This window comes from uncultured Nitratireductor sp. (genome assembly GCF_913053745.1).
GTDB lineage: Bacteria > Pseudomonadota > Alphaproteobacteria > Rhizobiales > Rhizobiaceae > Nitratireductor.
On record NZ_CAJXGF010000001.1, the window covers coordinates 1 to 22499 of the forward strand.

General features: G+C 59.6%; 23 protein-coding genes. 11 read left to right on the top strand and 12 right to left on the bottom strand.

The genetic code is table 11. The features are described from left to right. Nucleotides 1-65: 65 nt before the first annotated feature. Nucleotides 66-911 (top strand): 3-methyl-2-oxobutanoate hydroxymethyltransferase, encoded by an 846-nt coding sequence (gene panB / locus QZ638_RS00005; protein WP_295805744.1) that lies wholly within the window; start codon nt 66-68, stop codon nt 909-911. Continuing rightward, nucleotides 908-1765 carry a pantoate--beta-alanine ligase gene (panC, locus tag QZ638_RS00010; protein WP_295805577.1) on the top strand — a complete coding sequence of 286 codons (858 nt, stop codon included), beginning with the start codon at nt 908-910 and terminating at the stop codon, nt 1763-1765. The genes panB and panC overlap by 4 nt, the downstream gene beginning before the upstream one ends. A 13-nt stretch (nt 1766-1778) precedes the next feature. On the opposite strand, the gene QZ638_RS00015 is transcribed toward panC, so the two are convergent. The 3 genes from QZ638_RS00015 to QZ638_RS00025 form a co-directional block, all read right to left on the bottom strand. Then, the gene (locus QZ638_RS00015) at nt 1779-2858 is read right to left on the bottom strand and encodes an AI-2E family transporter (RefSeq protein WP_295805578.1); all 1080 of its coding nucleotides are present in this window, start codon (nt 2856-2858) and stop codon (nt 1779-1781) included. After that, nucleotides 2851-3357: a hypothetical protein gene (locus QZ638_RS00020; protein WP_295805579.1), complete on the bottom strand. Its 507-nt coding sequence runs from the start codon at nt 3355-3357 to the stop codon at nt 2851-2853. The genes QZ638_RS00015 and QZ638_RS00020 overlap by 8 nt, the downstream gene beginning before the upstream one ends. A 213-nt stretch (nt 3358-3570) precedes the next feature. Continuing rightward, nucleotides 3571-3933, bottom strand: coding sequence for an ArsC family reductase (locus QZ638_RS00025; protein ID WP_295805580.1), 363 nt, complete (start codon nt 3931-3933; stop codon nt 3571-3573). A 378-nt stretch (nt 3934-4311) separates the two neighbouring features. Here QZ638_RS00025 and QZ638_RS00030 point away from each other — a divergent pair, with 378 nt between their 5' ends. Beyond that, entirely contained in the window at nt 4312-5247 is a 936-nt protein-coding gene (locus QZ638_RS00030; protein WP_295805582.1) for an AraC family transcriptional regulator, read from the top strand. A gap of 4 nt (nt 5248-5251) precedes the next feature. On the opposite strand, the gene QZ638_RS00035 is transcribed toward QZ638_RS00030, so the two are convergent. After that, a complete protein-coding gene (locus tag QZ638_RS00035) occupies nt 5252-7384 on the bottom strand; it encodes a TonB-dependent siderophore receptor (protein WP_295805746.1) in 2133 nt (710 codons plus the stop codon). Between the two features lie 316 nt (nt 7385-7700). On the opposite strand from QZ638_RS00035, the gene QZ638_RS00040 reads away from it, so the two are divergent. The 5 genes from QZ638_RS00040 to QZ638_RS00060 are packed head-to-tail and all read left to right on the top strand — an operon-like array spanning nt 7701 to nt 12421. After that, nucleotides 7701-8696: an iron-siderophore ABC transporter substrate-binding protein gene (locus QZ638_RS00040; protein ID WP_295805584.1), complete on the top strand. Its 996-nt coding sequence runs from the start codon at nt 7701-7703 to the stop codon at nt 8694-8696. Further along, entirely contained in the window at nt 8693-9736 is a 1044-nt protein-coding gene (locus QZ638_RS00045) for an iron ABC transporter permease (protein ID WP_295805586.1), read from the top strand. Before QZ638_RS00040 ends, QZ638_RS00045 begins: the two co-directional genes overlap by 4 nt. Next, on the top strand, nt 9733-10773 hold the full coding sequence (locus QZ638_RS00050) for an iron chelate uptake ABC transporter family permease subunit (protein WP_295805588.1): 1041 nt from the start codon (nt 9733-9735) through the stop codon (nt 10771-10773). Before QZ638_RS00045 ends, QZ638_RS00050 begins: the two co-directional genes overlap by 4 nt. After that, entirely contained in the window at nt 10770-11588 is an 819-nt protein-coding gene (locus QZ638_RS00055) for an ABC transporter ATP-binding protein (RefSeq protein WP_295805590.1), read from the top strand. The genes QZ638_RS00050 and QZ638_RS00055 overlap by 4 nt, the downstream gene beginning before the upstream one ends. Next, on the top strand, nt 11585-12421 hold the full coding sequence (locus QZ638_RS00060) for a siderophore-interacting protein (RefSeq protein WP_295805591.1): 837 nt from the start codon (nt 11585-11587) through the stop codon (nt 12419-12421). The genes QZ638_RS00055 and QZ638_RS00060 overlap by 4 nt, the downstream gene beginning before the upstream one ends. 150 nt (nt 12422-12571) lie before the next feature. Here QZ638_RS00060 and QZ638_RS00065 read toward each other — a convergent pair whose 3' ends face one another. From QZ638_RS00065 to QZ638_RS00095, 7 genes are all read right to left on the bottom strand, one after another. Then, a complete protein-coding gene (locus QZ638_RS00065; RefSeq protein ID WP_295805593.1) occupies nt 12572-13729 on the bottom strand; it encodes a transporter substrate-binding domain-containing protein in 1158 nt (385 codons plus the stop codon). A gap of 66 nt (nt 13730-13795) precedes the next feature. Continuing rightward, the gene (locus QZ638_RS00070; protein WP_295805594.1) at nt 13796-14245 is read right to left on the bottom strand and encodes a hypothetical protein; all 450 of its coding nucleotides are present in this window, start codon (nt 14243-14245) and stop codon (nt 13796-13798) included. A 32-nt stretch (nt 14246-14277) separates the two neighbouring features. Continuing rightward, nucleotides 14278-14571 (bottom strand): hypothetical protein, encoded by a 294-nt coding sequence (locus tag QZ638_RS00075; protein WP_295805595.1) that lies wholly within the window; start codon nt 14569-14571, stop codon nt 14278-14280. Then, entirely contained in the window at nt 14571-15011 is a 441-nt protein-coding gene (locus QZ638_RS00080) for a hypothetical protein (RefSeq protein WP_295805596.1), read from the bottom strand. Before QZ638_RS00080 ends, QZ638_RS00075 begins: the two co-directional genes overlap by 1 nt. Nucleotides 15012-15049: 38 nt before the next feature. Further along, the gene (locus QZ638_RS00085) at nt 15050-15301 is read right to left on the bottom strand and encodes a hypothetical protein (protein ID WP_295805597.1); all 252 of its coding nucleotides are present in this window, start codon (nt 15299-15301) and stop codon (nt 15050-15052) included. A gap of 306 nt (nt 15302-15607) precedes the next feature. Beyond that, nucleotides 15608-15961, bottom strand: a complete 354-nt coding sequence (locus QZ638_RS00090) for an EF-hand domain-containing protein (RefSeq protein ID WP_295805598.1) — start codon at nt 15959-15961, stop codon at nt 15608-15610. 18 nt (nt 15962-15979) lie between these two features. Continuing rightward, nucleotides 15980-16222 (bottom strand): hypothetical protein, encoded by a 243-nt coding sequence (locus QZ638_RS00095; protein WP_295805599.1) that lies wholly within the window; start codon nt 16220-16222, stop codon nt 15980-15982. A gap of 360 nt (nt 16223-16582) precedes the next feature. On the opposite strand from QZ638_RS00095, the gene QZ638_RS00100 reads away from it, so the two are divergent. The 3 genes from QZ638_RS00100 to QZ638_RS00110 all read left to right on the top strand — a co-directional run bounded on the left by QZ638_RS00100 (nt 16583) and on the right by QZ638_RS00110 (nt 21493). Continuing rightward, nucleotides 16583-17389 carry an LssY C-terminal domain-containing protein gene (locus QZ638_RS00100; RefSeq protein WP_295805600.1) on the top strand — a complete coding sequence of 269 codons (807 nt, stop codon included), beginning with the start codon at nt 16583-16585 and terminating at the stop codon, nt 17387-17389. A 292-nt stretch (nt 17390-17681) separates the two neighbouring features. Next, nucleotides 17682-18650 (top strand): helix-turn-helix domain-containing protein, encoded by a 969-nt coding sequence (locus tag QZ638_RS00105; protein ID WP_295805601.1) that lies wholly within the window; start codon nt 17682-17684, stop codon nt 18648-18650. A gap of 566 nt (nt 18651-19216) precedes the next feature. After that, the gene (locus QZ638_RS00110; RefSeq protein WP_295805602.1) at nt 19217-21493 is read left to right on the top strand and encodes an Ig-like domain-containing protein; all 2277 of its coding nucleotides are present in this window, start codon (nt 19217-19219) and stop codon (nt 21491-21493) included. A 234-nt stretch (nt 21494-21727) separates the two neighbouring features. Here the strand turns inward: QZ638_RS00110 and QZ638_RS00115 are convergent, their stop codons facing one another. Beyond that, a complete protein-coding gene (locus QZ638_RS00115) occupies nt 21728-22498 on the bottom strand; it encodes an amino acid ABC transporter ATP-binding protein (RefSeq protein ID WP_295805603.1) in 771 nt (256 codons plus the stop codon). Nucleotide 22499: the final 1 nt, after the last annotated feature.

Sequence of the window (22499 nt, forward strand, 5' to 3'; positions counted from 1 at the left end):
CCCTGTCGCTATCGCGCTGGCAGGGCTGGTTCCGCGCCGGCCGCGAACGCGACAGGGAGGAAGATTTGAGCGCCAACGCAAGGATTGCGGCTCTCACGCCGCCGGAGATTCTGGCACGGAAGGGAGGCGAACCGCTCGTCTGCCTGACCGCCTACACCACGCCCCTCGCCCGATTGGTGGACAAGCATTGCGACATCGTTCTGGTCGGTGACAGCGTCGGCATGGTCCTGCACGGCCTGCCAAGCACACTCGGGGTCACGCTCGACATGATGATCATGCACGGCCAGTCCGTGCGGCGTGGCGTGGAGCGCGCCCTTCTCGTCGTGGACATGCCTTTCGGAAGCTACGAGGAAACGCCCGAACAGGCCTTTCGCAATGCGGCACGCATCATGGCCGAGACCGGTTGTGGCGCCGTCAAGATCGAAGGTGGCGAGACGATGGAGAAAACCATCCGTTTTCTCACCCGCCACGGCATTCCCGTTATGGCGCATATCGGCCTGACGCCCCAGGCGATAAACAGTTTCGGCGGTTACAAGGTTCAAGGACGCGGCGACGATGCCTTCCACATCCTGCGCGACGCGGAAGCCGTGGCCGACGCCGGCGCATTCTCGATGGTTCTGGAAAAGGTGCCGGCCGCGCTCGCCGATCGGATCACCGGCACGACCGCCATTCCCACTATCGGGATCGGCGCCTCCCCGGCCTGCGACGGGCAAATTCTCGTGGTCGACGATATGCTGGGCATGTTCGACGACTTCCGGCCGAAATTCGTCAAACGCTTCGCCGAACTCGGCCACGCGGCGGATGCGGCAATCGCCGCCTATGCGAAGGAGGTTCGCGCGCGGCGTTTTCCCGACGAAACCCATGTTTTCACCGACGCCATGCCCTCCCACAACAAGGAGGAGAAAGAATGACTCTCAGCGTCCTTCGTACCGTTGCCAGCCTGCGCGACCGGGTTCAAATCTGGCGGCGCGCGGGCGAACGCGTGGCGGTGGTGCCTACCATGGGCGCGCTTCACCAGGGCCATCTCAGCCTTGTTGAAGCGGCGAAGACCCGTGCGAAACGTGTAATCGTCACGCTCTTCGTCAATCCCAAGCAGTTCAACAACGCTTCGGATCTCGCCGCCTATCCGCGCACAGAAGAAGACGATACCGCCAAACTGACGCCACTCGATGTCGACGTCCTCTTCGCGCCCGGTGTGGAGGAGATGTATGGCAGCGGGTTCTCCACAACCGTTTCCGTAGGGGGCGTAAGCGAGGGCCTCTGCGGCGCGCATCGGCCCGGACATTTCGACGGCGTTGCCACCGTGGTCACCAAACTGCTTTTGCAAAGTGGGGCCGATCTCGCCTGCTTCGGCGAGAAGGATTTTCAGCAGCTTCTTGTGGTACGCCGGCTGGTGGCAGATCTGAATATTCCAACCGAGATCCTCGGCTGCCCGACGATCCGCGAGGCAGACCGGCTCGCCCTGTCCTCGCGCAATGCGCGCCTGACACCCGAGCAGCGTCGAATTGCGCCGGCCATCGCTCGAACACTTTTCGAAAGCGCCAAGCGCCTTGCATCCGGCGAGGATGCCACCTCCACTCTCGACGCCGCACGCGCGACCCTTGCCACAGCCGGTTTCGACCGTGTCGAGTATGTCGAATTGCGCGATGCGGAGACTCTCCAGCCGCTCGCGCATGTTTGCGGGCACGCCAGGCTTTTGGCCGCGGCATGGCTTGGCGAGATCCGACTCATCGACAACGTCCCCGTTCTGCCCCGCAACAGTTGACAGGGCGGGCGTCCTATTCCTCCGCCGACTTTTGAAGCGCCTGCACGTCGTCGGCCAGCATCAGCGCGATCGGACGCGTGCTTTCGAAATTCGCCATGATGATTGCGATGATCGAGGTGAGCGGTATGGCGAGGATGGCGCCTGGAATACCCCACAGCGACGACCACAGGGCGAGCGAGACCAGAACGACGAAAGGCGACATGTTGATCCTGCGGCCGATCATTCTCGGTTCGAGCGCATTGCCCACCCATATCTGCGCCGATGTCAAAAGAACCGCAACGAACAGCGTGGTCTGAAGGGATCCGTATTGCGCTAGCGTCAACAGCACGGGAAACATCACGCCAAGCAGCGAGCCCACATAGGGAATGTAGTTCAACAAACCGATAAGAACCGCCCAGAAGAGCGCGAAATCGACCCCGAAGAAGGTGAGCACCACGAAGGAAAGCATGCCCAGCATGATGTTCACGAGCGTCTTTACCGCGAGATATTCGCCGATGCTGCGGTTGATGTCGCGCACGATGGTGTGGGTTTGGCTCGCCCTTTCCCTGGGCAGGGCGGCAGCGATCTTTCGGGCGAAGCCGCCTCGCTCGGCCATCAGGAAGATCGAATAGACCACCGCCATGAAGATTATGCCTGCAAGTGAGCCGACCGAACCGAGCCCGACGGCGGCCAGGCGCTGCAGGTTGATGCGTCCCCACAGGGTCTCGATAAGGGTCGTGAGGTTGGGAATCTCCTGGATATCGAACCGGGACAGAATATCGGTAAGCATCGTCGTGAGATTCTTCTGATAAACCGGCAGGCGCGCCACCACCTGTTCGGCCGTGCCGACCATCACGCTCGCCAACATGATCAATGCCAGAACGAAGAGTGCCAGAACGAGGCCGCGCCGCACCCATTCCGGCAAAAAGCCGATAACCGGCACACGCCCAAGCGCCTCCGACGCGGTCAGAAGCACATAAACCGAGATCACGGCGATGAAGATCGGCATCAGGACGGCTCTTCCGACAACCAGAAGCCAGCCGATCATGACCGCCAGCACGACAGCAAGCACCAGCGTGGCGAAGGCGCGAAGCGGATCTCTTCTTTCAAGCATTGTTTTTCAACCGTAGAGACAGGAGCACCAGGGCGACACCGCTGGCCAGAAGCTCCAGCGCGACGACCAGGCCGAAGTCGATGATGCCGATGCCGCTCAAAACGAGCAAACCGAGGATCGCCGAGACACCGCCGGCGGCAAGGAGCATGGGAAACACGCTATCGCTGCGCAGACTGCGGCCGACCCAAACCTTTCCGAAACCGGAAGCGATCAGCAGAACTCCCAGGAGAATCCGAAGCATGCGGCCATCGCCGAAGGGTCCGAACAGCAGTGAGAATCCGATGAAAAGACCGGCCGCCGCCAGCACCGCTGCCCCTGTTGCGGTGCGGAGATCGGGTGCCCTGTAAGCGGCCCAACCCTGCAAGGCGCCCACAACGACCAGCGCACAACCCCCAACCGTCAACGTCATGTTGGATGCGGAATTCAGGTTGAAAAGCGCCGCAAGCCCGCCGATAAGGGCCGCTATGCCGGCAAGCAGCCAAAGTATCCAGTGCCTCATATTCCCCTCCATTCGACGCCCCTTCGATGGATCTCCGGCTCTTTACCACGCGTCCCTCCACCCAGACCATCTTGTCCTAAGGTGTCGATCGACGCCAACAGGCGCCGTCCCGCGGGCGGCGATACGCAAGCCCCGCAGGATAATATCCGCACCTGCCTGCATCGATAGACCACGCCGCATATACTGCTAGCGTGGACAATCCGCCGCCTTCACTCAGTCAGCGAATGCAGCCGCGTAGATTTCCGGTTTGAAACCGACGATACGGCGGTCGCCAAGATCCAGCACCGGACGCTTTATCATGCTCGGTTGTTCCAGCATCAGATGCACGGCCTTGGCCGCATTCATATCCGCCTTGTCGGCGTCGGATAATTTGCGAAAGGTTGTGCCGGCACGATTGAGAAGCTTCTCCCAACCGATTTCACCGACCCACGCTTCAAGCCGTTCACCCTCGATTCCGGCGGTCTTGTAGTCATGAAAGGCATAGGCAACGCCATGTGTCTCCAACCAGGATCGCGCCTTCTTCATCGTGTCGCAATTCTTGATGCCGTAGATCACGACAGGGTTGGCAATCGGCATCGTTAAATCACTCCCGAACATTCATTCAAACAACTTTTATGTTGTTGACTTTAAACACTTATAGCAAAGAAATATCATGACATTCCCCGTTGCCGTCAGTGTAAGCAGACAGCGCCCGAATAACAACAATCAGTGCACAGCAATATCACCAGACACGCCTTCCGGCGCTCTGCGGCTCGCACACGCATCGGCCGAACTCTGCACCGTCTAGGGTCGAGTTTCACCGCACCGTTGACAGTCGACCGAGAAAAATATGATAAATCTGATCATGATTTTTATGCTGGCCGAGACGTACCATTCGCCCGATTTCATCGGAAAACCCTTGGCTGCGGCTGCATGTAGCAGTTGTTTTTGTCGGCATGTCACAAGAGGCCGAGTTTGAGTTTCTGGCATTCCATGACCTGGCATACCGAGGGCATTCGGGTCGTAGAGCCCGTCAAGTGGCGGTGCCTGGACGGTATCGTCGGCGCATATTGGCAGGCCAGAAGCGAAGCCGGCGCCAAGGGCTATTACATGGCCGACGATCCACGCATCATGATCTTCTTTTGCGACGTGTCGGAACACATCCGCATGTCGAACGACGACGCAACGTTTGTGCGCTCTGCACGCCCCATGACGCGTGCGGTTTATGTACCCGCCCGTGTGCCGCTTTGGACGAACAGCCGCGCGACGCACAATTTCTCGCATCTCAATCTGCACATCCACAAAGACCGCATGCTTCGGTATCTGGCCCCTTCGCTGGGAAGGTCGGCCGCACTGGCTGCGCTACGCCAGCCGGTGGAGATACAGGACGCCGACACCATCGAGACGCTTGCGGGGCTTCTGGTCGATGAAGTCGGGAACCCGACCAGGCACGGCATCTATGCCGAGAGCCTTGTCGGCAGCATCGTGACCGGAATGCTGGACATCCCACAGGAGACAAGCGCGGATGGCAATATCCGGCTTACCCAAGCGCAAATGAACAAGCTCGTCTCGCGCGTGGAGGAGCAAAGCCACCATCGCCTGTCCGTGGCCGAGATGGCGGCTACGGTCGGCCTGTCCGAGAGCTGGTTTTTCAACGCATTCAAACACACGACCGGCACCACGCCGGTGCAGTGGCAACTCGGCAAGCGGATCGACGTTGCGAAGCAACTGCTTCTAGACGGCGGCCTTTCCGTCGCTTCCGTCGCAGCCCAACTCGGCTTTTCCGATCAGGCGCACCTTACCAAGGTGTTCCGCCAGACCGTCGGACACACTCCGGCTGCCTGGCGAAAGCTTCATCAGCCAGCGCAATCGACGGTGGCTGGCCAGACCGTACGTGCAAAACCTGGATGATCCATCACCAGCTATGGCGCAAGGTCGCCGAGATGGCGCGCCCCGGATTGTAAAAGTCCGCCCCGAAGCCCCCGTAATCGACGTGTTTCTCATCGAACAGATTGCTGACGTTAACCACCAGTTCGGTGTTTTCCTTGACCGCGTAGGAGAGGGACGCGTCGAAGACGATGCTGCTGTCGGTCGACATCGTGTTCGCGGCATCGAAGAAATATGAACTGGTATAACGCGCGCCGAGACCGAAGTTCATGTCGCCGCGCATGCCGCTCTCCGGTAGACGGTAATTCACCCACACCGACGCCATATGTTCTGGAACGAACTGGGGACGATTGCCCACGTTTCCGCCAGCGCCGTTTTCGACGATCTCGGCGTCAAGGTAGGAATACCCGGCCGTAAGGCTCCAATTGTTACCAAATTCCGCCTTCGCTTCCAGATCAACACCGCGCACACGCACCTCGCCAATGGTGGAAGGCAGCATCGTGATGGGATCGGTAACCGTGATGTTCTTCTTCGACAGGTCGTAGACCGACGCTGTGAACAGGGCTGGAAACGCGACCGGCTGATATTTCACGCCCAGTTCATACTGTTCGCCGCGCTCGGGCTCGACCGTCAGGCCGGACGCAGGAACCACGGATTCCGCATAGCTCACATAAGCGGCAAGCTCGTCCGTGATTCTGTAGGTCAGTGCGGCGCGAGTCGTAAATTCGCTGATGTCGCCGACGGATGTGACGGACGTCAGCTTGTTCGTTCTTTCGGTATCGATCCAGTCGTTGCGCAGACCGAAAGTGGCAATGAACCTGTCGGCGATCGTCAGTTCCTGTTGGAGATAGATCGCCTTGGTCGTCTGATCCGTGCGAGCGCTGGAATACAACGGAACCGAAGCGGGAGCGCCTTTATAAGTTGGATCGCTCCAGTTGATCGTTGGCGCGGGCCCGAAGAAGGTGTCGTTGTCCGATACGAAGTCGTTGTAGAGAACACCCACCAGGGTGCGGCTGTCGATGCTGTCGAAGCTCGCTTCGTATTGAAGATATGCATCGGCAACGAAATTCTCGGTCGTCGTGTCATTGCCGAAGAAGGAGCGCTGCGCAATCGTCGTGCCGTCAGTTGGTGTTGACGAGATGTAGGCATAGCCGAAGTCCGTTTCGGCGTGGCTGTAGCGGGCATTGGCCCCGAATGTCAGCCCAGAGCCGAAATGGTGGTCGAGCATGACGGACAGCGTGCTTCGATCCGTGCCGCGATAGTTGTAGTCGGGCTCGCCGAAAAACCGGCTGCGCGGAAAGTCGCTGCCCACGGGGTGACCACCGCTGCCGGGTACGGCGTCGCGGCTGAGATGGTCGAAGACGACGGTGACGTTGGTGTCGGCGGTCGGTCGCCACGTCAATCCGCCCATGATGAACCGCTCGTCGTCGCGCGAGTAATCGTACTCAGCGTCGGAATCCTTGAACTTGCCGGTAAGGCGGTAGGACAACGTATCGTCGGCGGTGATGTTGTCGCCGAAATCGAAGCCGATTTCCTTGCGCTCGAACGAACCGCCGGTGACATAGGCCTCGCCGAAACGCTCGCTTCGCGGCCGCTTCGTCACGTAGTTTACCGAACCACCAGGATCGGAAACGCCGAAGACGGTCGAATTGGCACCCTTGAGAACCTCGACGCGCTCGAATGCATACGCCTCTTCGCGCACCCCGCCGAACGGTCGCCCGAGCGGGAGGCCATCACGATAGGCATGTGCGTCGAAACCACGAATCTTGTAGAAGTCGAAACGATCGTCGCTTCCGTAAAAGCCTGTGAGAACCCCCGGCGTATACTGCAACACCTCTTCCACGTTCTGCGCGCCGCGATCCTGGATCTCCTTCGAGGTAATCACCGAAACGGAGGCGGGTGTGTCCAGAATGTCGGTGACCATCCGGCTGCCGCCCGTGGTTCGGCCGGCGACAATCGAACGTGCATCATTCTCGGCATCCAGAAAGTCGCCGCTCTCCACAACGAGAGGCTGAAGCATCGTCGTATCGTTCGCGTTTTCCAGCTCCTGCGCGAATATGCCGGCAGGCATAAGCACGGCAAACGACGTACACCCCAGCAGGGCAAGGCTGCGACGATCTAAGACGGATCGGTTGTCGGGCGATGTACTCACGATGGTCATTTCGACGTTCCAGGTTTCTGGCGGCGCGGAGCGGCCGGTAGCGATGCGGTTCCGATCCGATCGCACCATGAAGGCGCGTTCGCCCCCGGTCGTGACGACTGCATCCGGCTTGTCCGTCCCCACCAGGCGCGCTCGATCAGATCACTCACGGATTAACTTGAGCTCGTCAATCCAGTATTGTAAGTTTTTGCCGCTTTGTAGGATCCTCCGGTTAAATGCGCTGCGGCCTGTTGGAGCAAGCTGAGGCGGAATTGACGGCGCGTCATTAACCTGAAACTAGAGATCAACTTAAATGTTTGATCTCGGAGTTCGCCTGATGCCGCGATCGCTTCTCGCTGCGATGTCCATCCTGACCTGGGCCGCCATCCTGTTTGCCGCGCCCGCCGGCGCGCAGGAGGCGACAGCATTTCCGATCACGATCGAGCATGCTCTGGGAACGACCGTCATCGAGCGCAAACCCGAGCGCGTCGCGACAGTTGCCTGGGCCAACCACGAGGTCCCCCTCGCCCTCGGCGTCGTTCCAGTCGGATTTGCCAGGGCCAATTTCGGCGATGACGACGGCGATGGCCTCCTGCCCTGGGTCTCCGGGAAACTGCATGAATTGGGCGCAGACACACCGGTTCTTTTCGACGAGGGGGACGGCATCGATCTGGAAGCTGTGGCTGCCGTCCGTCCCGACGTGATCCTCGCCGCCTATTCCGGACTGAGCCAGACGGATTACGACATGCTGAGCCAGATCGCGCCGGTGGTTGCCTATCCGGAAGCCCCCTGGTCTACCGGCTGGCGCGAAATGATCCGTCTCAACAGCGCCGGACTGGGGATGCCGGCCAAAGGTGACGCGCTCATTGCCGACATAGAAAGCGATATCGCGCAGGTCGTGGCGGAACATCCCGAACTTAAAGGCAAATCCGCAATGTTCATCACCCATCTGAGCGCGGCGGATCTGAGCACAATCAACTTCTACACGACGAGCGACACGCGGGTCCGCTTTTTCACTGATCTTGGCCTGGCCGTGCCGTCGAGCGTGCTTGAGGCGTCGACACCCGGCAGGTTCTCCGGCTCCATAAGCGCCGAGCGCATCGACACTTTCGACGATGTCGATATCGTCGTGACCTATGGCGATGAAACGCTTCTGGAGAAGCTGGCCGCCAATCCCCTCACTTCGCGAATGCCCGCGGTTGCCAACAAGGCGGTCGTCATGCTCGACCGTGGACCGGTCGGCACCGCGGCCAACCCAACGCCGCTGTCCATTTCCTGGGTCCTGCGCGACTATGCCGATCTGCTCGCGGACGCGGCCAAAAAGTCGCGATGACTCCCTCGGCCGCGCATTCGTCGCCCCGGTCCTTTTCCTTGCGGCGCTCGAACCGCACGAGAACGTTCTGGCTGGGCGCGGTTTTCCTTCTCCTCGCCGTTCTTGGTGCCGCATCCGTCTCGATCGGCTCGAGGTCGGTCGATTGGGTGGACGTCCTTGGAGCGATGCGCGGCCACATCGACGGCATCGGGCAGGCAGCGGTCGCGGTGCGCATTCCGCGCACGGTTCTTGCAGCATTGGCGGGCAGCGCACTCGGACTGGCGGGCGCGGTGATGCAGGGCGTAACGCGCAACCCCCTTGCCGACCCCGGCATTCTCGGCGTCAATATGGGTGCCTCGCTTGCCGTGGCTGTGGGTGTGGCGTGGTTCGGCATGACATCCGCGCAGGCATACATCTGGACCGCGATCTTGGGTGCGGGATGCGCGGCCGTCTTCGTCTACACGGTCGGATCCCTCGGGCGCGGCGGTGCGACGCCGCTCAAGCTCGCGCTTGCCGGAACGGCGACTTCGATGGCGTTCTGGTCGATGATGGTGGCTGTCATATTGCCTCGCAACGACATCGCCGGCGGCATTCGGTCCTGGCAGATCGGCGGAGTGGGCGGCGCGACCTTCGACCAGACGGTGCCCGTCCTTCCCTTCATCGCTTTCGGTGCGGCGCTGTCGTTCATCTCTGCCCGCAAGCTGAATTCCCTTGCCCTCGGAGACGAACTGGCAGCCGGCCTTGGCGAGCGTGTCGCGGCGGCGCGAGCGGTCGCGGCCCTGGGAGCGGTATTCCTTTGCGGTGCGGCCACGGCGGTCTGCGGACCGATCGCCTTTGTCGGTCTTGTGGTTCCTCATCTTTGCAGGCAACTCGCCGGCGTCGATCATCGGTGGCTGCTGCCCTTCAGCGCTGTCGCCGGAGCCTCGCTCCTTCTGGCCGCCGATATTGTCGGCCGCGTCGTCGCCAGGCCCGCCGAACTCGAAGTCGGCATCGTGACGGCCTTTATCGGCGCACCGTTCTTCATCTGGATCGTAAGGCGCCAGCGGGTGCGCGAGCTGTGACGATCGTTCAGTCGACTTTCGACGCCGTCGTGGCGAACCGCCGCCGCCGCAAGGTCAAGCGGGCGGCAATGCTTGCAACCCTTGCAGCGATTGTAATCGCCCTTTTCGCGCTGACGCTGTCGCTTGGCCAGTCCTACACCCCGCCCCACCAGGTCATCGGCGTTCTCCTTGGCGAGGATATTCCCGGCGCAGCCTTCACCGTCGGCCAATTGAGATTGCCGCGCGCACTTCTGTGCGTTCTTGCGGGCCTATGCTTCGGCCTTGGAGGTGTCGCGTTCCAGGTTATGCTCCGCAATCCGCTGGCCAGTCCCGACATCATCGGTATCAGTTTCGGCGCAAGCGCCGCCGCCGTATTCGCGATCGTCATCCTGTCTCTGGACGGACCGGCCGTTTCCTTGATCGCGGTGTTTTCGGGTCTCGGTGTCGCACTCACGGTGTATGGGCTCGCCTCGCGCAACGGGGTTGCCGGAGCACGTCTCATTCTGGTCGGCATTGCTGTCTCCGCGATGCTGGAAAGCTTTGTGGCCTATGTGTTGTCCCAGGCTCCGGCCTGGAGCCTGCAGGAGGCGATGCGCTGGCTGACGGGCAGCGTCAACGGCGCTCGGATCGACCTGGTCGCGCCTTTGCTTCTGGCGCTGGTTATCTTCGGTGGCTTGCTCCTCGCACGCGGGAGGGACCTCGAGGCATTGCGGCTTGGCGACGAGATGGCGGCGGGACTTGGCGTTTCCTTCGAAAGAACGCGCATGACGATCATGGTCGCGGCCGTGGGTCTGATCGCCTGTGCGACGGCAATAACCGGGCCCATATCGTTCGTTGCCTTTCTGTCTGGGCCCATTGCCGCACGCCTGTTCGGCAATGGCGGGTCGCTTCTCATTCCCGCAGCCCTTGTGGGGGCTGTTCTTGTACTGGCCGCGGACTATTGCGGACAGTTTCTCTTGCCGTCGCGTTTTCCCGTTGGCGTCGTCACCGGGGCTCTTGGGGCACCCTATCTGCTGTTCCTGATCATCCGAGCGAACCGGAACGGAGGCTCATTGTGAATTCCCAGTCTCTTGTCGTCAGTGGAATCTCGGCGGGCTACGGCGAGGCCGATGTGTTGGACGGGCTCGATCTTGAGATCGCGCCAGGGCGGATTACGGCGATTGTCGGCGCAAACGCCTGTGGCAAGTCCACCTTGTTGCGCGCAATGTCCCGGCTGATCTCTCCGAGGCGCGGGAGCGTTCTGCTCGACGGAAAATCGATTCACCGGTTGCCGTCGCGGCAACTCGCGCAGACGCTCGGCCTGCTTCCCCAATCGTCCACGGCGCCGGAGGGCATTACCGTCGCCGACCTCGTAAGCCGAGGCCGCCACCCGCATCAGGGCATGTTTACGCGCTGGTCGCGTGAAGACGATGCGGCCGTATCGCGGGCTCTCGTGGCGACGCGGATCGAAGCGCTGGCCGAGCGCCCTGTCGACGAACTGTCCGGCGGGCAGCGTCAGCGCGTCTGGATCGCGATGGCGCTGGCACAGGAGACCGACATTCTCCTTCTCGACGAACCGACGACCTTTCTGGATGTCAGCCATCAGATCGAGGTGCTGGACCTTCTGACGGACCTCAATCACGAACGCGGGACAACGATCGCAATGGTTCTTCACGACCTCAACCTCGCGGCCCGTTACGCGGACAGGCTTGTGACGTTGCACAGAGGCAAGATACACGCATCCGGTTCGCCCGAAGAGGTGCTGACACGCGAAAACGTGCGCCACGTTTTCGATATCGACAGCCGTATCATCCTCGACCCGGCCTCGGGACGACCGATGATGACGCCGATCGGCCGACACCGAATTGCCCGGGCCGAAACGGACAATCCATGAGCGGCAACACCAGCATTCAGACATTGCCCAAGAGTATAGACCAACGACCGATGACCTCCGTCCTGCCCGACAAAATCCATCTTGTCACCGTCGTCGCCAAAGAGCGGGTGACGCCACATATGCTGCGGGTGAAGTTCGCCTGCGCCAATGTCGAACCATTCATCGGCGGGGAAATGCATGTCCGCCTGCTCCTGCCGCGCCACGGGCGCCTTCCAGTCTGGCCCGAAGCCGCCGAGGGCGGCGGCTTCAAATGGCCGAAGGGCGAGAACGAAATCCGTCTGCGGGCCTATACGATCCGCGCCGTCGATGCAGAGCGCAACGAGCTCTGGATCGACTTCCTGCTGCATCCCACATCGGGCGTGGCAACACCGGGTGCCGATTTCGCGCGCGCCGCCCGGCGCGGCGACCGGATCGCACTTCTGGGACCGGGCAGCGGACGCCTGCCACCATCCAGTGTCATTCATTTCGTGGCGGACGAGACCGCGCTTCCGGCCATCGCGCGCATCGCCGCGGAAGTGCCTGCGGGAACGCGCATGCGAGGCATTATCGAAGTCTTCGACGAGGCCGAGGAGCAGCCGCTTCCCACGGCCGGCTCGCTCGAGGTGCGCTGGCTGCATCGCAGATATTACCCCGAAGGAGCCAAGGGGCGATTGGCACGGGAGGGTTGCAAGCTGATCGAGAATGCGGACGAAACAAGTTTCATCTGGGTGGCCTGCGAAAAGCAGGACGTACGGTCCATGCGCAATTTGCTGAAAACGCTGGGGCGCAACGGAGAGGACACCTACGTTGCGTGGTATTGGGACCGGAACCTGTCGCCCGTCGACGGCTTATAGGCACCCGTCGACGACAACATCTCATCGCCACAGCGGATCCCCAGCCACGAAAGCAGCCACGCTGCGGACTTGGCCTCCGCCGGTCCCCTTATGCCCATTCGCATAAAAGGCGCCCAAGTTTCGCCTGCACCTTCGACCGTTCATCCGAGGTCATTGCTGGCCCGCGCCGAAATACTTGGTCTGCAATTCGTCGACCGTGTCGGCATCGATGGCTGCCAGGATTTCGAGCGTCAAAGGCCGGGTCAAGGGACTGCGGCGCGGAAGGGCGAAGCCGTATTTGTCTTTCTCGAACAAGCGCCCAACCACCTCCACGGCCTGATCGGGGTGGGTATGCGCGTAGTATTCGAGAACCGGCGCGTCGTGGACGATTGCATCGACATCGCCATTCAAAAGCCCCTGAACCGCATCGCCGAGCCCGGGATAGCTCCTGGCTTGAAGCCCCTCACCACGCACAAAATCCTCCTGTACGGTGCCGGTCATCACCGCCACCGGTTTGTTGGACAGGTCGTCGAGGCTCGTGATCTGACTGGTGAGCGACAGTGTGGTCATGACGCTGGTCACGGTGGAGGTCACATAGGCAAGAACCGCAATTCCGCAGACCAGCCACAGGCCCTGCCAGATACGGCCCACCCATCCGAACAGATTTTTGCGTGAAGGCGGTTTGCCGGATGTCGCTACCGACATAACCGCATAAAAGCTTTCCGCAATGCCATCACGCCAGCGTGTGGGAAAACTGTTGTCAAACCGGCGGTCGAACAGAGTGAGAAGAACGGTAGCAATCACGATCACCGCGGCGATCCAGGCATAGGCCTTGAGGAAGCCGGCGTCGCTCAATCCTGCAATCAGATTGGCAAATCCCTGCCCCTGTTCGGTCCTGATCATGATGCGATCGCCGCCATCATACCAGGGTTGGGTAAAATCCACCCGTTGAGCACGAGGCTCGTTGATCGTCAGGTTGGAGACCGCGACGTCGATATCGCTGGAAGCGGCCGCCCCCATCAGATCGTGAACGCTCTCGAATTCGATGAAGCGGTATTCGCGGCCAAGCGATTCTGCCAGACCTTCCCAAAGTTCCACCGCAAGTCCGGTATAATCGCCATTTTCCTCCTTCTCCACGAATGGCGCATTCACATAGACGCCCACATCGAGAGGGAGATTTTGCGCGTCCGCGGCTTCCTGTGCCCGCAATTGGGGAGCGAAACCGACGAGGCCGCCGAGCAAAGCGGCGGCGCATAGGACAAGCATTGCGGCGAACCGTTTCGGACGCTCGAACAACGAGCGCACGGCGACAGTACAAATTTGCTGCATTACCCCCTTCTCCGTCGGTTGCCTGTGCGACTTGAGCCCCCGCAGTGGCCTTGCTCGTTCAACGCATCAGTCGTTGACGGCAATGATCCTCACCGTCTGCTGGCTGCAGGAATCGTCGCCGCAGATACCATTGAACCAGACTTCGCCGTCGCCGACCATCACACCCTGCCAATTGGCGAAAAGCTTTGGATAAGTCTGGTTGTTAACGGCTTTTTTGACCGTGTCGGTGAAGACCTTGTCGTAGTCGGCGGTGAAGTGCGCGGCGTCTCCGATGGTCACGGATTTGTCGTTGATCCGTGCCTTGAAAGGATATTCGACCAGGGAGGCGACAGTTTTCCTGTCGTTGTCGGCGACGGCCTTTTTCAGTTTCTCGAAGAAGGCTCTATACGGCGCGTGATCGCCGAAAATCTCATCGAGCGTCTCGTTCATCTCAGCGGCGGTTTGGGCCGCGGCGACGGTGGTTCCGGCAAGCCCTATAAGCAGACCTCCAACGATCATGCGGATCAGCATACCCATGATTGTATCCTCCTACGAATTGAACGAGCGTCCTACCGCCGGAACCCTTTGGCACGCATACAGGATTTGATGAGTTCGTTCTCGTCCATGGCCTGAATCACCGCATCGCCGATCCCATCCCCTACGGCTTCGCCCCAGGTCTTCGGGTGATCGTTTGCGCCGATACCGATGGTCGCCGCCTCCGCCTCGTACTTGCATTCGGCCAATGCCTGCTGAGTGTCCGAACGAGCCGTGTCATCCTTGACCCATGCGTTGTCGCCATCGCTGACGCAACCGGCCAGGATCAGCGGAACGGCCGACAAAGGGAGTAAAACACGAAGGAACATTATTCCCCCTCCGTAACGGTTTCGGCGAAGCATGTGGCCAGGGCGACCGGCGCCCCCAGCTTCCTTGCCCAGGCAACCAGTTCCGGGCGTTCCGACGGTTCGGCCCAGCCGCCCCACACCTCGCGGAAATGCATTTTTCCATTGACCGTGTGAAAAAACATCATGCCGTCATCGCTTGCCGGCGTGGAAACATAGGTCGCACTCCAGTTGCCGTTTTCCAGAATCGCGCTGAACTCCACCTGAGCAGGCTTGATCTTTGCTTCCATCGCCGAGACGACGAGCGGAGCATACCGATCCTTGCGTGCTTTCGTCATCTCGACTTTAACACCGTCACATGCGCCGCCGGCGGCAAAGGCGGTGGTGAGCGTGATGAACAGTCCGGCAAGCGTCATCGCAGCGACCCTGCCATGTCGGAAAATCGTGTTTCTGCCAGCGCCCATGCGTTGCCACTCCTTCTACACTCTGCAAGCGTCTTTTCTCAGGCAGAAACATCGTCGGGGTCATCGACCTCGCAACCGATGCCGTGGCATCCCTGATAATTGCCTCGCTCATCGAAATTGGGATTGCCTTCCCGGTCGAACTGCGGACGCTCGTCTATGGTCCGATCTTCAACCTCGGGGTCGTCGACCATGCAGCCGACGCCGTGACAGCCATCGTAGCCGTCGTCGGTTGTACAGCCGGCGATTGCCAGCAATGTGGAAACCAGGGTCGCGCAAAGTGCGGGTTTCAATGCAAATTCTCCTAAATGCGAGTTCGATATGTCTCATCGAGCCTCAGAATTGGATCAACAGTTTATCGTTGAATCCGTGCTCCCGGGCGTCCAAGGCGAACTGACCCTGAAGACAGGGCCGATTCGGGGTGTTTTCTCACCGAACGCGCGTTGCCAGCCTATACGGTCGCGCGCCTTAGGGATCGTTGAGCCCAGCGTGAATTCCGACCAGGCCCGTAACCCCGGCGATCCCGATACGCCGGGGACAGCATGGCCGCTCGCGACCGCCATGCCGGAAACCGCCTTTGAATGTCGTGGCCGTTACAATTATCTGAGTTGGCCGTCGCCAGACCTGTCGGCGGTCTGGAAATCCCGCATCACCTGGCTCATGAATTCCTGCTGGCTGACATTGCCGTCGCCATTCGCATCCGTGGAACCGAACTGGCTGGAAGAAAGAACCGCTGACGCCTCGTTCTGGTCCAACTGGCCGTCGCCATTGGCGTCCAGTCTGGAAAACGCAGAGGTCATGAAGGTCTGATATTCGCCCTGGGTCACGGCGCCATCGTCATTCTGGTCAACCTGGTCAAGATGGGCATCGTGCATGGTCGAGCTCTGCTGGGCGACAGCCGTGCCTGCACCGAGCAGAAGCGACACAGCAGCAATGGAAAGCATGTGTTTCATGATACTTGTCTCCTCTTCCTAGCGGCAGGCCAGGCGGTTGCCGAGATAGCCACCACCACCGATGCCGGCAGCTTCGGCCAAAACAGTGCCCGCGCCGCCACCGATCGTGCTGCCGATCAATCCGCCGACGATCGCGCCTCCAACGGTTCCGGCAATGCAGCCGAATTCATGATTTCGCGCCTGAACTTGCGGATCAGGGCTGGCTTGGCAGCCGGCCAAGAGCGCGGCCGCTGCGACAATGCCGATTGTTTGCCGTTTCATGCGTCCCTCCGGTTTCTCGATTGCACCCATCGCAGGACAACCAGCGACAGATATCGTGACGCTCACAAAAAAAACAAAAAACGGTCTGGTTCATAGTTTCGGAACGATCAAAAACAGTTACACTTTATTGCATAGTAACGTCTCCCGGCGGCTCACCCGGTTTAAGCGTCATCGAAACGAAGCTTGCATAATTTCTTTCGTGTGGAAGATTGAAGAACCTGATTTTGGCGTGCGGTTTCTTGGCCAACCGCGTTTTCTATTGAAACCGGGGTAATCAGCTTTGGCGTGAAACGCATCAGCCGGCGCAATTCGACGTGAAACCTGGTTGTTCATTCATGTTATTCTACCGGGATGCACCCGATGACACGCCTCGCCCGTTGGTTCCAACGCACACTTATCTTCCTGATCGCCGCAGCGACTTTCTGGTTTATCGTCACCCAGGTGTTCGATCGATTCGAGCAGCGCGTTCCCGTATTTGCCGCGTTGCTCATCACATACGCCCTCGCAGCCTATGTGATATTGCCGCTCATCGTCCGTGCGAGCGTGGTGTTGCTGCGTCGCAACCGGATCCCCAGGGTGACACGCTCGGCCGATGGCCTTCCCGCCGATCCCGTCAATCTCGTTCTGATCGGTTCTCTGAAACAACTTCAATCGGCTTTCAGCGCCGCGGATTGGAACACAGCGGACCCTTTGACGCTTCGCTCCGCCGCAAAAATGATCGTCTGTTTCGTTCTCAACCGCTCCTATGCGACCGCCCCGTTCAGCGCGCTCTATCTGTTCGCCCGCAAACAGGATATCGGCTTCCAGGAAGATATGGAGGACAGTCCGAGAAAACGACACCACATTCGTTTCTGGGCAGCCGATGCGGATCCGGAATCCGGGATCGGCGATCTCTCATACTGGACGTGGAGACGGAACATAGACCCTTCGCGGTCGCATATCTGGGTTGGGGCCGGCACAACCGACATTGGCTTTGGACTGAAACACATGACATGGCAGGTCTCACATCGCGTGGACCGCCATGCCGATTTCGAGCGCGATTACATTGTCGCTGCGCTCGGCGACGCCGGGCGCATTCTGGACGGCCGCTATATCGAAGCGGATGCGCCTGTGGGAACCCGCTTCATAACCGACGGTCGCATCTTTCATGCCCGTCTCGCTCCCTAGGCCACGGCACTGGGAACGCCGATCCGGGCTCCGCTCAGCGATGCGTTCAACGCCGACCGTGAAAGCGGTGCGTGCCGATTGCCAAAACCGGTCGGTGCCGTTCATTCCGATCCTGAATTCGGACGGCGTCATCCAAAGGCAATTTTTCCTGTAAATTTGCCGGACGGAAGCTTGCTCACATGGGTTGCACCAGTAAATCGTTCCTGTAACACTTGCATATTATTGCACTGAAAGCTGAATTGCTGGGGATAGCTTGACCGGTCCGCGCGAAAGGCATGCCGCACGCCATCCTGTGGAATTTGAAAGGGCCCGCAGCAGCTTTCGCGCGCTCTCCACCCGCAGTCAAAGCCCCCGCCAGCGTTTCGATTTCTGGCGCAGCCTGTTTCCTCGCATCGAGCTGGACCCCGTGGAAGAAGACAGCCGACGGGATTTCGAAGGCCACGTCCTGCATTATGCCGCCCAGGACGGCACCGCCTTCGTCTTCTGCACAAACGACGACACGCGCGCCCGGTTCGGGCAATCGGAAGGCAACTTCGTGATGCTGAGCCTGACCCTTGCCGGCTCGGCCAAGGTGCAACATGGGTTCGACACGCGCTTCATTTTCAGGCCGAGCAGTGGGCTTCTCGCCCTCGACGGTGGGCAACAGTCGACAACCGTGTCGCGCGATCACAGCGTTATCTCATTGATGCTGCCGCGGGACAAAATCGTTGCCGCCCTGGGCAACGACCTTACCGTGCTTCGGGAAGGGCCCGTAAGCCTCCCCCATCGGGGTATGACGCATCTTCTAACCTCGCACCTTCATACCATGGCCATGGAAGGCGAACGCCTCGACCGCCGCTCTGCCGACATTGCTATGAAGGCCGCCACCGATATGGCGCTCGCCACTTTGGCGCAGGTGGACAACCGCGAGGACGGTCAACAGGTTCCTGGGCACGATGCTGCCGTTCTCGCCGCCGCCCGGCGGTATATCCAGTTGCAATGCGGCGACCACAAGCTGACGGCGGCAGGGATTGCGCGTGCCGTCGGTTGCTCACGCGCGTATCTCTATCAAGCCTTTGCAGTAGAGGAATTGTCGGTCGGCGATACGCTCAGAGCAGCACGACTCGAACGGGCGGCCGCTCTGCTCCTTGCCTTTGCCGACATGCCGGTCAAACTGGTTGCATTTCGATCGGGCTATGCCGACGCAGCCGCCTTTGCACGCGCGTTCCGTACCCATCGAGGCATGTCACCTCGGGAGTACCGGGAGTTCTGCCAATGCTGACTAACGGCTGCGCGGAAAGGCCAGCGCTTTTCCGGCAAACTGGACACTGTGCATTGACTTTAGACATCCCGCATAAGGGCTATCTGCTAAGCTCTCATCGTCTTCGCCCCGTCAGGTTCGACCGAAAGCCGGCCAGCGCTCCGGGGTAGGCAAATCAATCGGTGGCGATGCGTCTCGGGTCGATATCGGCGCGGCGGCGTTCCAACAGATCTCCGGTTTTAGAACTGCGGGCTCTTTCGGCCTCCATCGGATTGGATCGAAAAGGATGGCCTGGCAACCGAGCCGAAGGCAGTTTGCGCTGGCTTCGCAGACGCGGTCGGCAAACACCGCAATCCCTGGCTCGACTGTCACATCAAATGCAGTCCTGCGGACGACAGACAGGACATATCGTTTCGTCCGAACAGGGTCCATTCGGCGGTGCTGCGTCAAATTGAGAGGCTGAACGCTCGGAATTTCAGCGGAATGGAAATCGGCTCTCCATCTGCAATTGAGAAAGCCAAAGAGGGTCGGCGCTAAGGGTGATGGCAAAAACAGGCCGTGTGATCGGGCAACCAAGGAGAACAGGCATGGCAGGGAACGGGACTTTTCCGCTTCGTTACCGCAGAATAGACAGGTCGGGCATGAAAGATTGTGTCGATGCGCCACACAATGCGCTCCGGCGCATTCTGTTGTTTGTCGTTTTATTGGCCGGCGTCGGCGTTCCACTCCATGCACAAGCGCAGGAAAGATGCGCGATCGTGTATTCTCTCGAGCAAGGGAAAAGTCACAGGGCGAATTCCGGATCGCAGGTCGAATGGCCCATCCGTTCCGGATCCAGGCAGCTTGTTTTCCTTTTCAATCCGGATCCCAGACATATCCCCAACGCAACCATACCAGACCCTCAAATATCAAATATAAAAAACAGCAACTCTAATATCATAAAAATTCACGACCACCCTTCTCCCATTATAAAGATCGCTGAGACCATAAAACCTGGAAAATCGACCCTGACATTCAAATCAAAACAAGCGATATGCCCGGAATATACTTTGCACATCAACGTTGTGGTCGACAAAAAACCGACTGTCGGCGACACCTATACCGCTGTGCGGCCCGATAGTAAAAACAACCGCATTACCCTCGATATCAATGGCTACGAGATCTTAGGCGTGGAACTCGCCAGCCCACCGAGTCACGGCAACGCACAGATCGCAGACAACGCAATCACTTATACGCCGAACCAAGGCTACAATGGCCGCGACAGCTTTACCTATGTGGCGAAGAACGAAAAAGGAAAAAGCGAAGCGGCCACAGCGAACATCATCATCGGCGCCTCCACAGCGGAAAGAACGCTCTATGCCGGCAAAATTCCACCGAAACTGGGCGACTTCGACGTGGAGCCCCGGGACCGAAGCTTGTACCTCGATCTAAGCACCTGGACCTATTCCGAGTGGAGAAACGGAGGGTGGCATGAGGTCGAAACACCTGCATGGCTACAGGATACAGACGCAAAGGTAATCTATGAGACCATAGCCTCTCCGGTTATCAGGACCTTGGCGGGTGAAACCCTCATCGCCCTGGCAACCAACCTCAAATACGACTTTTCCAAATGGGACAAATGGGGCGCCAAAACCGCGGCGGTGCGGACGATCGCAAATGCGATCATAGCCGGTTCCGGAATTTCTTATCACCGCAAGGCGTTGGCTGAAAAATCTCTCGATAATGTCGGCGTCGCATGGATGGCGATGCAGGACATAGATTCCATCCTCACCAACACGACCATCGGAAACAATGGAAAGAACATTTCCGCCCACGGGAAAAGGCTCGATGCACTGGAGGAAAAGACGTCCGCCATTCAACGCGACGGCAACGCGACGAGCATTTCGCTGGACAAACGCGAGGCTTTCATCGTCGGCGACCGATCACAAATTGCAAACACGTTTGGAGGTCATCCGGGTGATATCGGTTCCGACTCTGTCGCCGGCATAAACGGGGGCCTTACGGTCAAGAACAACCTCAGGGTAAATGGCGAACTGGATGCCAGAGCATTCTCCGCCGAAACGATCAAAGCCAACAAGTTGCGCCTGAAATCGAACAGCCTGCACGTCGGGGAAGAAAACAACGAGGGAATTGTCAGCTACGACTTAAGCCGCAAACGGTTCCGCTTCAGTGTGAACGACAAAAATCACGTCGAGATCGACAGCGATGGGGGGCTGCATCTTCCCGGAGACATGAACGCCTCCGATGCCGTTTTGAACGGCCTCACCGGCTGCGGAGATGAAAACGAGTTTCTAGCGACCGACAACAACGGCAAGATTTACTGCAATTCGAACACGCTCGAAAAAGCGCTTAAAGATGTGCGCGATGCAGCAGAGAGTATGGCGGCGGACGCCGCTGCCGAGGTGGAGGATAAACTGAAATCCGAATTCGACAATCTCGCGGGAACCGCGGGTGGGACCTTTGGCGGAGCGATTTCCGGAGCAATCAGCGGCATCGTCTCCTCACAGATCGGCAAAGCGATGCCGACCATCAACGCGGAAACGTTCAGCGGATCCAATGGAAGCTGCCGGCACGGCGGTGTGCGGATCAGCGTCGAAAGTGAGGGCGAGACGAAGAAGGCTTACGTCTGCAACGGTGCGCCAGGCCGTTCCTTTATGGTTGGAAACGGGGTTCCGAAGAAGGACATGGAGCCTCAAGGCGACACATATCTCGATATGAACGATTCCACGATGTACACCCGCTCCGGCGGTTCGGGGAACGAGGATTGGGTGCCGCAAGACTCCTTGTTGGAACGCTTCGAAGCACGTTTGGCGGCGCTCGAAGAGCAGATAGCCGAGCTTCGCGCCGGCGACGGTGGTCGATAGAAGGACAGGTGACGCCGTATCGGTGTTGGTTATCGCTCCAGCGGATACGGCGCTGACCTCCTTATATGACCAGCGGCGCCGGGAACCTGTGAAGGCCCCGCAACCCCCTACTCAGTCCGCCACAGTGCAGACAGGATCACCTTGCTCGGCTTTTTTGCCTGCGCCGGTCGTCGCAGACTTGCCGGAGCGCAGCCGCAACGGGCCGAAATGCACGGCCGCATTGCGCAAGCGCGATCATATAAAGCGATTGAGGAACTGACGCGTGCGCGCATGCTGAGGGTCGTTCAGCACGTCGTCCGGCTTGCCATCCTCGACCACCACGCCGCCATCCATGAAGACCACGCGATGCGCCGCTTCGCGCGCAAAACTGATTTCATGCGTGACAACCAGCATTGTCAAACCACCCTCGGCAAGGTCTCGCATGGTCGCCAGAACCTCACCGACAAGTTCGGGGTCGAGTGCCGACGTCGGCTCATCGAAGAGCAGGAGCTGCGGCTTTATCGCAAGGGCTCTGGCGATCGCCACACGCTGCTGTTGGCCACCGGAAAGTTGCCGCGGATAGGAATTCGCCTTCTCGGCCAATCCGATCCGCCGCAGCAATTCCATCGCCTCTTCGCGCGCTTCGGTCTTGTCGCGGCCATGAATGCCTATCGGCGCTTCCACCACGTTCTGAAGCGCGGTCATGTGCGGAAACAGGTTGAAATGTTGAAACACCATGCCGATTTTCCGGCGCTGGCGCCGCACGGCGCTGTCGGGCAGATGATAGAGCCGCTCGCCGCGCAACTCGTACCCCATCTGCTCGCCATCGACGAAGATCGCTCCGCTGTCGATCTCCTCCAACTGATTGATGCAGCGCAGGAAGGTTGACTTGCCCGAACCCGAAGGGCCGAGAACCGTCACCACCTCCCCGGCGGAAACATCTATGTCGATCCCCTTAAGGACCTTGTTGCTGCCGAAGGACTTGTGAACGTCCACGGCGCTGACGACAGGTGCGTCGGAACTCATT